Source organism: Pelobacter propionicus DSM 2379, assembly GCF_000015045.1.
In the GTDB taxonomy this organism is placed as follows: Bacteria; Desulfobacterota; Desulfuromonadia; order Geobacterales; family Pseudopelobacteraceae; genus Pseudopelobacter; species Pseudopelobacter propionicus.
This window is the reverse complement of the sequence record NC_008609.1, coordinates 607,965-620,956: the sequence shown is the minus strand read 5'-3', so window position 1 is coordinate 620,956 and position 12,992 is coordinate 607,965. Positions and strand designations below refer to the sequence as shown.

Genomic DNA, 12,992 nt, shown 5'->3' with positions numbered 1-12,992 from the left:
AACAAGATGGACAAGATTGTACGCGTAAACATGACCGACCTGACCATGAAGACCGAGGCGGTGCCGGAAGCCTGGGCAGCCTATGGCGGGCGCGCCCTGACCTCCACCATCGTGGCAGCCGAAGTCCCCCCCACCTGCCACCCCCTGGGCCCGAACAACAAACTGGTATTCGCTCCCGGCCTGCTATCCGGAACTCCGGCCGCCAACTCCGGTCGCCTCTCCGCCGGCGCCAAGAGCCCCCTCACCTACACCATCAAGGAGAGTAACGCCGGTGGGACAGCCGCCCAACTGCTCTCCAGGCTGGGCATCAAGGCAATGATCATCGAAGGGATCCCCACCAAAGAGAACACCTGGTACAGCCTGCACATCGACAAGGAAGGCGTGACCATCAATGAAGAGACCGAACTGATCGGCAAGAACAACTTCGCCGTCATCGAAGCCCTGGAGGCGCGCCTTGGCAAGAAGACCGGCATCCTGACCATCGGCACCGCCGGTGAGTTCCGCATGGCCTCGGCCAACATCTCGGTCAAGGACCCGGACAGCAAGATCCGCAGCCACGGACGCGGCGGCCTGGGCGCGGTCATGGGCTCCAAGAAGATCAAATTCATCTCCATCAACGGCGACGGCGCCTCGCCCGTGAAGATCGCCGAACCGGACAAGTTCAAGACAGCCGCCCGCGTCTTCGCCAAGGCCCTGCTGGACCACCCGGTCAGCGGCCAGGCCCTGCCCACCTACGGCACCAACGTGCTGGTGAACATCCTCAACGAGGCGGGTGGCCTGCCCACCAGGAACTTCCGCTACGGCCAGTTCGAGGATCACGACATGATCTCCGGCGAGACCATGCACGACACCATCGTCGCCCGCGGTGGCCGGCCCAAGCACGGCTGCCATGCCGGCTGCATCATCCAGTGCTCCCAGGTGTATAACGACAAGGAGGGCAACTACCTCACCTCCGGCTTCGAGTACGAAACCGTCTGGGGCATGGGTGCCAACTGCTGCACCAACAACCTGGACGACATCGCCAAGGCCGACAGCCTGATGGACGACATCGGCATCGACTCCATCGAAGGGGTGGTGATCCTCTCCGTGGCCATGGAGGCGGGCATCATCCCCTTCGGCGACAGCAAAGGCTGCCTGCGCCTGCTGGAGGATGAGATCGGCAAAGGAACCCCCCTGGGCCGCATCCTGGGTGGCGGCGCCGGCTCCGTGGGCAATGCCTACGGCCTGACGCGCGTACCGGTGGTCAAGAACCAGGGCATTCCCGCCTACGACCCGCGCACGGTCAAGGGGATCGGCATCACCTACGCCACCACCACCATGGGAGCGGACCACACCTCGGGCTACACCATCGCCACCAACATCCTCAACGTGGGCGGCTACGTGGACCCGCTGAAGAAGGATGGCCAGGTGGAACTGTCCCGCAACCTGCAGATAGCCACCGCCGCGGTGGACTCCACCGGCATGTGCATCTTCATCGCCTTCCCGGCCCTGGACACCCCCGAGTGCCTGCCGGCCCTGATTGACATGATCAACGCCCGCTTCGGCCTCTCCCTGAGCGGCGACGACGTGGTTGAGCTGGGCAAGTACGTTCTCAAGACCGAACACGAGTTCAACATCAAGGCCGGTTTCAACAATGCCCACGACCGTCTTCCCGAGTTCTTCAGCCTCGATCCGGTCCCGCCCCACAACCTGGTGTGGGACTTCAGCGACGAGGAGATCGACGAATTCTGGAACTTCTGACAGTCCTCCCTGGCACGATATCGAGTTTTCATGAGATGCGATCGTGCCATCTTTCCCGCAGGGGCCGCCCCCCGGCCCCTGCGGGCTTTTTTTCTCAAACCCCCACGGCACGCATCAGTGTCGGCGCCCCCATCCCCATCCCCATCCATAGCTCCGTTGCTCGCGATTTTCTCTCGATCCGGCCACCGGGAGGGAGGCAGCGCGGTGCGCCAGCTCAACTCCTTTGACAAGCGCCAACAATAGGGCAATAATACCGGGCCGCCGTTGCCTGACCGGGCGAAACGCGACCCGCAAGAGAGACAGAAAAACCGGATCCGCGCAACCGCAACACGCCATCTGCGCGAGCCCGGCCTTCCAGCCATTAGGTGAAATCATCAGATAAGAACAGGGGATTATGAGCGACATGCATGAAGGATCATTCGAGGCCACACTGAAACGAAGCAAACAACTGGCGGCGGAGCTTGAGCAGACCCCCAAGAAATTCCGTGTCCTGACCGGCGACCGGCCGACCGGGCGGCTGCATGTCGGCCACCTGTTCGGTTCGCTCCAGAACCGGATCAGACTCCAGTCCCTGGGCGTGCCGACCTTCATCGTGATAGCGGACTACCAGGTCCTGACGGATCGGGACCACTTCGACTCCATCGCGGAGAACACGCTGCAACTGGCGATCGACTACCTTTCCGTGGGTATCGACCCTATCGGGGAAGACACCGACATCTTTCCCCACAGTCACGTGCCGGAACTCAACCAACTCCTGCTCCCCTTTCTGACCCTGGTTACCCTGTCGGAACTGGACCGCAATCCGACGGTCAAGGAAGAGATCCAGTCTGCCGGACTCAAGCGCATCAACGCGGGTATGTACACCTATCCGATTCACCAGGCCGCGGACATACTGTTTTGCAAGGGAAACGTGGTTCCGGTGGGAAAAGACCAGCTGCCGCACCTGGAAATCACCCGCACCATCGCCCGCCGGTTCAATGAAAAGTTCGGTCAGGGGAAGCAGGTGTTTCCGGAGCCGCAACCGTTGCTCAGCCAGGCGCCCCTGATCCTGGGGCTGGACGGTTCCCAGAAGATGAGCAAAAGCCGCAACAATGCCATCATGCTGAGCGCGACCGCCGAGGAGACCGCCGCGCTGATCAAAAAAGCCAAGACCGACTCGGAGCGGCGCATCAGCTACGATCCTGTGAACCGCCCCGAGGTTTCTAACCTGATTCTCCTGGCCTCCCTCTCCACCGACCGGGATCCGGAGAGCATTGCCGAAGGCATCGGCGATGGCGGGTCGGGCAAACTGAAATTATTCGTGACCGAGGCGCTCAACGACTATCTCCGTCCGATCCGGGAGAAGCGACGGGAGCTGGAAACCGATCTGGGCTTCGTGCGTGGCGTGCTGCGAAAGGGGATAGAGGGAGCCCGGGCAGTGGCCATCGAGACCCTGGACGAAGTGAGAAGCGTGATGAACATGAACATCTAGCCGGGCCATGCCAACCCTTCTGGTCGAAATCCGCTCTCGCGCCATTGACGTAGTTTGTATGGAGCTTGCATGAGATATATTATAGTTTCGCCTGCATACGATCACGACTCGGCCTGGATAGTTGCGCTGCACGAACTACGGAAATGGCTTATCAGGTCCGGCAAAGAGGCGATGATTCTCGACCTTGCCGCTCCTTGCAGAATCGAAAATGATGATATCGTCGTTTATCCGGAAGCTGTTCCCGGGAACCCTTTACATGCAAAACGGGTTGTAAGGTATCTATTCAATACTCCCGGCAAGCCTGGCAGCAGCAAGGAATACGACCGCAACGAACTGCTCGTTGCTTATTATCCCGGCCTTGCCCCCTCTTCCAATGGCGTGACTCTGACCATCCCCATTACCGACGATTGCTTTACCCACAAGGGTTATGAACGCAGTATCGACTGTTTTTGGGTTGGCAATGGCAAGAACACACAGCATCCGGTTACAAAAAACTGCCTGGAAATAACGCGTCAATGGGCAGCCCAACATGTAGAATTGTCGGAGCTCCTCAACAGAACAAAAACATTCTATTCATACGATACTGAAACCATACTGTTACATGAGGCAGCGTGCTGCGGATGCGACATAAGGTTACTCATTGACGACAAAATTGTTGATTGCACCTTGTATCAACAGAGTCCGGATGCATTCAAAACGCAGCTGAGCACGTTCATTGAATTGACAGGGACTCCAGAAATAGATTCAACCGGAGAGTCCCTCAAAACCATTGATAAAACAGAATCACATCATCTCACATCACTCAATTCTCCGATCACACCGAAGGCATCCATTATTATTCCTCTTTACAACCAGGCTCATTTAACACGCATGTGCGTGGAAGCGATCAAGGCTTCCGCTCCCATAACCAGCTACGAACTGGTCTTGATCGACAACGGTTCCCATGATTGGACACCGGAGTACCTGGCAAGTCTTGGCACATCGGTCACCGTAATTACCAACCGTGAAAACCGTGGATTTGCCGTGGCGTGCAACCAGGGCGCGCGGGCCGCGCGAGGAGATATCCTGGTGTTTCTCAACAATGACACCGTGCCAGAACAGGGGTGGCTTGACGAATTGGTTGCGGCAATCGACAACGGCGAGGCTGAAATATGCGGTGCGCGGCTCCTCTATCCCGATGGTCGTTGTCAACACGCCGGAGTCGCCTTTGACGAGCGGGGGTTGGGGTATCACATTTTTGCGGGCTTTCAGGGCGACTCAGCTCCGGTACGAGAACGCCGCCTGATGCAGGCGGTAACAGCCGCCTGCATGGCCATGAGAAAAGGCCTGTTCCATGAACTGGGAGGCTTCGACGAGGGGTTTCGCAATGGTTTTGAGGATATAGATCTCTGCCTGCGGGCCGGCCAAAGGGGACATCGCATCCTCTTTGTTCCCGAAAGCGTTGTGATACATCATGCCGAGCAGAGTAGCGGGCGCAAGGACAACGAACTCCACAATCTCAAGCACTTTTTTTCCCGCTGGTTGAACAGGATTCGACAGGACGACATCCCCCTGTACGCCCGTTTTGGTTTTGAAAGCCGCAGAGAGCCGGACGGCAGTTTGAGCATTGTTCCCGCCGAAAAGCCAAATCAAGACCACCGTTGCTGAAGCATTGACGGGGGGAGCTGCACCGCATCAGGTTTCGCGGAAGCCCCCCCCTGCCGCACTCATTTCTCCGCCTCCCCCCTGAAGACGCAGCACCAGCACGTTTCTCCTCGGAAATACGTCTCCGTTTCCCGGCCAGCGCGTCAGGCACAGACCGCAAACACGTTTGACATTCATTAATAATACGACAATAATGTTTTCGACTCGTGCCGGGCCGACGGGGAGGCACAAACCCGTTGCCCCCGAAACAACAGCCGGGAGCTGTCTGAACGAGCGCATGAGGGCCATCTCTCCGCACGTAGAAGAGAAAGAGATCATAACGACCGATAGCTCCTGAACCCGCGGGGTATATGGGCGTAGCTTCATCTGGGTTAGGAAGTGCGGAACATGCCCGTCCGCGCGAAAACAGGCTGCTTTCAACTGCCGGATTCAGGAGTATCGGGTATCAGACGGCACGGGAAAGCTGCGTGAACAGGAAGTGACACGCCGAAGAGCACGACCACCAAAGCCGCATCATCTTTCGCCGCCCCAAGGAGGCATGATACATGGAACATTCAGATTTCATTGATCTTTCCAACGTAAGCCCACAAAGCACATTCCTCGAGTCCCACCCGAAAAAGACACCGGCAACAAGCTCGCTGTACAGCACCAGATTCACCACCCGGAATGCGGACGGCTCGGAAAACCATACCCTGGTCGGCGCGCACCTGACGCTGGCAAAGGGAGATCCGAACGGGCTGTGGGAAGCGCTTCACATTGACCGGGGAACGCAACGACTTGACCCGAAAAATCCGAAGATGGCGACGCGCTCGCTGCTGATCTCCTGCGACACCCTTGAGGTGCATGGCGAATTTTCGCTGCCCGAGGCCGACGTGGCCATCTTTGCCCGCCGGGTTATCTGGGCGACGCCGGACGCGGCAATCAATACCTCGCCGCTTCCCTGGGCGGTCGACAAGGCCAAAAACGCCGAGCGGTCCACATCCAGCAATGGCGAGAACGGGGCGCACGGGCGGAACGCGGGATCGTTCCGTGTGTTCGCGGCCATGATCGAGCCCGACAATGATTCGCGGCCGCGTCTGATCGCCCTGGGCGGACAGGGGCAGGATCCGGGCGCCGGCCTTGACGGCGAGGCGGGCAAGGACATGGCCAGCTATTCCAGCGTCCCGTTCAAGATTAGCGACTCCGGGATATCGACGAGCAAAGCCACCGTCAGTTTCGATCCCGTGGCGGTATTCATCGATTACGAATGGCGCTGGGCGCTTTCCCAGGTCGCCAGCGGCAAACTGGGAGAGGACTCGTTCCCCACCAACGGGAGCGATGCCCTGGCCCCCGGTATTCCGGGAAACGGTGGAAACGGCGGCGGCCTCTGTACAAACCAGGCGAATCTGGCGACCCGTTTCACTACCGCCGGCGGAAAGGCCGGCGCCAAGGAACGTGACTACCGGGGAGGACGGGCAGGCATCCCGACCTCATGCGCCAAATATAAAGTGAAGCTCTGGGAAAACCTGTTCGGCACCGACAATGCCAGTACTGAAAAGAACAGTACTGCCACGAATACGACGAAACAGGGTGCCAACGCCAGTGCAGCGGCGGCGGCCCGATTGACCGGGGAGTCACCGCAAACCGAAATCTCGGCCGCGCCCAATGCCTGGCTGCATCCGCTGGGCGTCCAGAAAGCGCTTGAATATATCCGCGACCTGTTTCTGGCCGGGGAGCGCGAGGAAGCGGAGCGCCTCCTGGCGGTCTACGAGGAAGCGCTGGGCAGTCCGATGCCCCGTAACCTCGCCTGGAATGACGATTCCCTGGCGTACTGGAACTCCGCCCAGAGCGAGGTCGCATCCATGCAGCAGCGGTTGCGCGGCCATCTCGATTATTTCGGCAACGCCGCGGGCTATACGCCCCTGCTGTCGTTGCAGGGCTCGATCAAACTGTACGAGGAAGAGACGCGACGAGCGCTACGCACGCTCCTCCTCGTCTCCTGGATCGGCGCCAGGGAGCGCGAGGCAAAGGAAACGGCCCATGCCCTGGGAGAAGCCGTCGTTACCCTGAACGACGACACCAAGGGGGCGGCCGATCTGGTGGTCACATCGGAGACCAGGATCAGCGAGACCACGAAGCGCATGGATTCCCTCGAACAGGAGCTGAATTCACTGGGCAACCAACTGGAGACCCTGCGCAACAACCTGTTGAGCAAGGCACAGAACAACCTTCAGATGCAGGCCCAGATCAAGTTCTCCATCAGGATAGCCGCCGCAATCTGCCAGGTCATACCAGTGGGGCAACCGGTCCTGGGAACCATCGGCTCACTGGCCGGCGTGGCAAGTGATTTCGTGGGGGGAGACGAATCAAAAGCACCCGACACCATTTCCAAAATGGCGGATGTTCTGACCAAGGCGCGGGAGGCTGCAAAAAAAGCCAAGGACGCGGGAGCAAAGGCCGGCAAGGAGAAGGGGGAGGCTCCCGCCAAGGACGCCAAGGGGGCCAAGGAAAAATCGTCGGCCTGGGCAAAAGTCGGGGACGGCCTGGGACCAGCCCTTTCCCAGGTCTCCCAGGCGGTCAAGGCGTTGCAGGTTCCGAAATCGGAAGTGGAGGCGGAACTCCAGCGGCTGGAATCGGAGAGCACGGAATGGAACGACATGGTCAAGAAGATCCGCGCCCTCAACACACGGAAGGCCGACCTGCTCGGAGACTTGCAGGACGCATTCCAGTCCCTGGGCGAGGGGTATGGCCGCATCTCTTCGAATTCGGCCGCAATCTTCAGCATGCAGCAGGAACGGGCCAGGGAGATCGGCAAACTGGACCCGGCTGCCGACGGTTTTGTACGCCAGATGGGGCAACGGTCGCGGATGACCCTGCTCCGCTATCTCTACCTGATGGTGCGTTCCTATGAGACAACCGTTCTCAAACCCATCGATGTTGACTGGAAGCTGTGCGAGGTGACCGACAAGATCAACGATCTGGTGAAGCCCGAAGCCGGGTTCGACGCCGCTTCGCTGAATCAGCAGGTAGAGGCGCTCGCACCGCTCTATCAGAAGAATATCGATACGGTGCGCACCAGCCTGCTGCAGGATTTCTGTTTCAACGAAAAGACCATAACCCTCCAGATGGGCCTCAGCCAGGACCAAACCCCGGAGATACTGAATGCGCTGAACGCCGACGGCGAGATCATGCTCGACCCGCTCAGGTTCGGACTGGTCCTGCCCGACTGTCAGCTATCTCGCCTGAACGGGATCAGCCTCACGGCACTGGAATTCGATCCATCAGCCCCGCACCTCCCGGAAACCCACAATGTCGTCATTTCCCTGCAACCCGCGCGCTCCGGCACCATCAGAAAGGGAGAGAACCTCTATTCGGTCTACAGCGATGAGCCGCTTTCCTGGTCATGGACCAAAATGGCGACGGGAGAGATCCAGGCAAGCGCGCCGAGCGTCGCCTCCCAGGATATCCTGAACCTGGTTCTCGGCAGCGGCGCGGAGAAGATCAAGCAGAAAATCGCCATGCCGCCGCTCTGGTCGGATCTGCGCCTCAGGCTGCTGTACAGCCCCAACCTGCCTCCCGGGAAAAAACCGCGCGTCAGCAGGCTGTTCTTCCGGTTCTTCTGCGACGTCAGTCCCGCGCCGGACTATCAGTGCGTGCTGAACGTGCAATCCCAGGGGACAACCGGCGGGGCGGTCATCGACTGTTCGCCGACCGACATGGCTGCACGCGGGAACGGTTGTGCCGGCATGGTCCGGATATACTCCCAGGGCTCGCAGGTCAGCCTCGCGGTCCCTCCCCATGCCGCCGGGTCCGTGTTCGAAGCCTGGGACCTGCTGGGACAGAAGATCAACCTGGTGGGCGACAGGCGCACCGAAGTCTCGTTCAAACTGGACAACCATGTGCTCGCCCTGTGCAACTGGAGGATGGCCGCGGCAGAAGCCCCGCCGGTCGTGCTGATGACCATGCTTGCTCCGGCGGAGATGGCCGAGTTGGCCGAGAGCCACGGAGATGAAAACGTCTGTTGTGAACTGAAGCGGGTACTCGCCGCCGAACCGGAGGCCAGGGATATCGTCATCCGGGCCGAGCCTTCCGACGACGCCCAGATCCTGGGGCTGACCCCATCCCTGAATGCGGCCGAACTGCTGGAGCAGGACGAGGAGGGGTGGACGTTGGTCAACTACCGCGGCATTGTCGGCTGGGTGAACGGTTGAGACTCGTCCGAGCGAGCGAAGGTACCTACCTGCGCTCACCCGTCTCTGGGCGATACCGGCGGGTGTGACGGAGTTTTTTCACCGGGGGCGTATGCCATGCGCCCCGGTGGTGTATAGTCGCAGTTTTGGTTGCGCCAAAAGCCAGGAGTCTTGGATCATGTTCCCGGAACTTCCCATGGCTGAACTACTCAAGAATGTTGCATTCAAATGATTACAAGGACGCACTTTGAAAAAAACCATAAATGCTGCTTTATATTGGGTTCTGACAACACTATTACTCACTATCACCTTTTTCTTCGGATTAGCATTCATTACGTTTGGTGCCTACGAAGCGCACAAAAAGTTGTCTGCTTATAACTGGCTTAGAGTTGAAGCTACTATTATATCGAACTCCATCTATGAAACCCATGCTCGAAACGGAACTCTATGGTGTCCAGACTGGAGTTATTCCTATGAAGTTATTGGAATAAGATATGAAAGCAACAAAATGGAACCAACAATTACTACAAGCCTCCATTGCTTTTCTAACAAATATGAGGCTGAAGATAATATCAATAATTTACAAGTTGGCTCAAAGGTTATTGCTTATTACAACCCAAACAACCCATCACAATCTGCTATAATAGTTACTAAAGTTGGAGTATTGGAGTTTTTATTACTTTTTTCAGGATTCCTTTTACTTTTTACTGGCATACTCATCTGTAAAGAAGCTATCAAACACAAAAATAACACAACAAAATCAAACGCTTAAAAACATGTTCAACCACAGCATTACCAACCTTAACAGGCCTTTAAAAAACAAATAGAGAAAAGTCACGATTTGGAACCAACTGTGGGGTCAGACATTGAATCATTGAAGATGAAGCAGCACCATCACTCAGTTTCACAGAAGGTCAGCCACACAAACACTTCAACGCACCGACTCCGCGCCGGATCACGGGAGAAATCACGATGAAACCCACTCTTTTCAGGTTGATCATCACCACAACACTCGCCCTTGCCGCACTCTCACTCAATCCGTATCATGGCCGGGCAGTGGAGATCGTGCCGAAGATCGGCGCCGTGTCTGCCACCAGGTGGCGCCCCGTCTCCCCCTCGCTGACGCGCTTCGACCAGGACCAAGCCAGAATAGACCGCCTGCTCCTGGATTCCCAGGGCAAGAGTATCGACACATCCTTAGCCAAGAGGCTGCGCAGCGAGCTGTCCGGCGCCCGCGGCCTGGTGCAGGGAATCAGGCGCATGGAACGGCACCAGCTCTACAACCGTGCCCAGTGGCGGCTGCAGGCCGCGCAGCTGAAGGAACGCATTGACCGGCTGTCGGCGCTGAAGTCAGAACTGGAGAACAGCCAGTCCAGCGCGGAGCTGAACATGATCGACATGCAGTCCGCCATGTCCGCCCGCCAGGCAGCGGTTCAGCTGGCCGCCAACCTGATCGGGCAGCTCTCGGATGCACAATCCGCCATTGTCAGCAACATCAAGTAGGCACGGCAGCACTGAAAACGCCCCAGCCGAGGGGCAAGGGGTGTGGCAGAGTACGCACGAAACAGGGAGGAACGAGCATGGCAAGGGGTTCAAACGGCAACATCAGGCAGGAAATCATCAACTACATGGAACAGACCCAGTGGGCCGAACTGGCCACGGTACGGGAGGACGGGACCCCGGTGATCAGGACCATGGGCGCCTTTGCCATCGACGGTGGCGGCGCCAGGATCTGCTTCGCCACCATGCCCGGCGCGGCCAAGACCCGCCACATAAGCAGCAACAACCGGGTCTCCTTCTTCTTCCAGCACGAGGGACAGGATTTCCCGACCTTCCGCAACGTGGAGGCACTGGGGGACGCATCCAGGATAACCAAAGAGGAGGATCTCCGCCGAACCGCGGAGAGGATCTCCGCCCGAAGCCCGTTCGTCAAGGATCTGATCGAGAAGAACGGGCTGGGCGTCTTCGAGTTCTACGAGATCAGGGTTTCCGAGATCAAGTTCCTCAACTTCAGCAAGGGGGTCGGCCCCCAGGCGGTCGAGGTCATCAAACAATAAACGGCAAAGAGGCGGTTGCCTCCACGGCGGAATGTCCCGCTTCTTCGGGCCGCCGTCGCTCCACCCGGCATCGGCACATCTACCGCCAACAGCCGCCAGCACCGAATTCCACCACATCCAATGGACACGACAAAAATATTGACACGCTCTCATAGAGGTGCTAAAGATGCCGAAATATTTTTGAGATAGACGATACTACTTAACCATTCGCAAGAATGGGGCGGAAAGCCTAAGGGTCTTACTGAGACAGCCGGGTTGCCGAAATATCACTGGATATTCGGGCCCGGCTTTTTTTGTTGTCAAGACACCATGGGGTTCGAGGCAGGACGAAAAGCACCGTAACAGGCGCATCGCACTATGCCGTTTCTCGTCGATGACGATAAACGGCCCGACAATTGTTGGTGGTACACGATAATACTCAACCATCCGCGAGGATGGGGCGGAAAGCCTACAGGGTCTCACCGAGACAGCCGGGTTGCCGAAATGTCACCTTTTCTTCGGCCCCGGCTTTTTTGTGTCCGCCGCCCGTTTCATTTTCGATAGTAAAGAAAGGTACCGTTTTTCGCCCATGCGCCGAACTGTTCACCACACCTTCGCACACAATTGCTTTTGTCTCTTAGCAGTATGGGGTTTCATCGCATCGCTCCAGGGATGCGCCGCCATAAAAGGCGCCCAGGAAAAACCACGGTTTGTTCCCGTCCATACTGAGAAGGATATCGAACGGCACAATTTTCCGGCCACGAGGGGAGAGGACGTCATTGGCAGACTGGCAATGGTCAGGGTCGAAGAGGGGGATACGCTGGCAGATATCGCCCGGCACTTCGGCCTGGGACTTAACGCCATCAGCGCGGCCAATCCGGGGGTGGACCCATGGGTGCCCAGGGCCGGGGAGCGCATCCTGCTGCCTTTAAGTTTCATCCTGCCGGACGCCCCGAGGAAGGGCATCGTCATCAACCTGGCCACCATGAGGCTCTTTCACTACAAGGGGAGCGGGACCGCACAGGTGGTGTCCACCTATCCGGTGGGTGTGGGAGCAGAGGACCGCCCCACCCCACCGGGGCCAACGCGTGTGGTGCGCAAGGCAGCCAAGCCCACCTGGCATGTGCCCGCCTCCATCGCCGAGAGGCATCGCATGAAAGGGGATATCCTCCCCGCGTCCATTCCGCCGGGTCCTGACAATCCTCTGGGAGAGTACGCGCTCTATCTGGGCAAGGCGGGGTATCTGATCCATGGCACCAACAAGCCGGCCAGCGTCGGCCTTCAGGCTACGAACGGCTGCATGAGGCTCTATCCGGAGAACATAAAAACGCTCTTCGGCGAGACTCCGGTCAACACCCCTGTCCTGATTGTGAACCAGCCCTATCTCGTCGGCCGGCGCGACGGAGCGCTCTACGTGGAAGCCCATGGATCTTCGGAGAGTTCCAACTCCGGAGAACTCCTTAAGATGCATGATAAACTGAGAAGCATGGAGAAGAAATCGGCGCGCCCCCTTGACTGGAACAGGATCAAAGAGGTGGAGGCCCGGTCTCTGGGCATTCCCGTCCCCGTCCCCGTCTCCGGACCGGATCAGGGGAGTAAGAAAGAGCTGCCCGAAACAGTAGAGGTTGAGCATCCGGGCAACCTGTACGGCAAACCGGCTGTACCGGAAATGACGAAGGATGCCTGGTACGTCCAGGCTGCCTATATGCGTGACGAGACCGATGCCAGGAGACTGGCCGCCATCATCACCCATCAGGGGCCGCCGATTCCCGCCCGGATAGTGCCGAAGAGCGGCGGCGGCTATCGTGTCATCGCCGGCCCCTTCAAGGACGGAGACGAAGCCAGGGATGCGGCAAAGCGCATAAAATACGATCTGGAGATAGACGCCTTCGTGTTTGACGCCTCCAGGAAGTAGACAGGTTCCCGGCACAC

General features: G+C 58.4%; 8 protein-coding genes and 2 riboswitches. All 8 genes read left to right on the top strand.

The genetic code is table 11. The features are described from left to right. The first annotated feature begins 6 nt into the window (after positions 1 to 6). Entirely contained in the window at positions 7 to 1,740 is a 1,734-nt protein-coding gene (locus tag PPRO_RS02830) for an aldehyde ferredoxin oxidoreductase family protein (RefSeq protein WP_011734524.1), read from the top strand. A gap of 403 nt (positions 1,741 to 2,143) precedes the next feature. Next, complete coding sequence (trpS, locus tag PPRO_RS02825; protein WP_011734523.1) at positions 2,144 to 3,211, top strand: tryptophan--tRNA ligase; 1,068 nt, start codon at positions 2,144 to 2,146, stop codon at positions 3,209 to 3,211. A 69-nt stretch (positions 3,212 to 3,280) separates the two neighbouring features. Next, positions 3,281 to 4,858 carry a glycosyltransferase family 2 protein gene (locus PPRO_RS19265; protein WP_011734522.1) on the top strand — a complete coding sequence of 526 codons (1,578 nt, stop codon included), beginning with the start codon at positions 3,281 to 3,283 and terminating at the stop codon, positions 4,856 to 4,858. Positions 4,859 to 5,400: 542 nt separating this feature from the next. Continuing rightward, positions 5,401 to 9,045: an SH3 domain-containing protein gene (locus PPRO_RS02810; protein WP_011734521.1), complete on the top strand. Its 3,645-nt coding sequence runs from the start codon at positions 5,401 to 5,403 to the stop codon at positions 9,043 to 9,045. Positions 9,046 to 9,271: 226 nt separating this feature from the next. Next, on the top strand, positions 9,272 to 9,796 hold the full coding sequence (locus PPRO_RS20010; protein ID WP_083761172.1) for a DUF3592 domain-containing protein: 525 nt from the start codon (positions 9,272 to 9,274) through the stop codon (positions 9,794 to 9,796). Positions 9,797 to 9,996: 200 nt separating this feature from the next. After that, the gene (locus tag PPRO_RS02805) at positions 9,997 to 10,527 is read left to right on the top strand and encodes a hypothetical protein (protein WP_011734519.1); all 531 of its coding nucleotides are present in this window, start codon (positions 9,997 to 9,999) and stop codon (positions 10,525 to 10,527) included. Between the two features lie 77 nt (positions 10,528 to 10,604). Next, a complete protein-coding gene (locus PPRO_RS02800) occupies positions 10,605 to 11,081 on the top strand; it encodes a pyridoxamine 5'-phosphate oxidase family protein (RefSeq protein WP_011734518.1) in 477 nt (158 codons plus the stop codon). Positions 11,082 to 11,268: 187 nt separating this feature from the next. Continuing rightward, positions 11,269 to 11,344, top strand: a riboswitch (cyclic di-GMP riboswitch). Positions 11,345 to 11,487: 143 nt separating this feature from the next. Continuing rightward, positions 11,488 to 11,564: riboswitch (cyclic di-GMP riboswitch) on the top strand. A gap of 85 nt (positions 11,565 to 11,649) precedes the next feature. Continuing rightward, on the top strand, positions 11,650 to 12,975 hold the full coding sequence (locus tag PPRO_RS02795) for a L,D-transpeptidase family protein (protein WP_011734517.1): 1,326 nt from the start codon (positions 11,650 to 11,652) through the stop codon (positions 12,973 to 12,975). Positions 12,976 to 12,992: the final 17 nt, after the last annotated feature.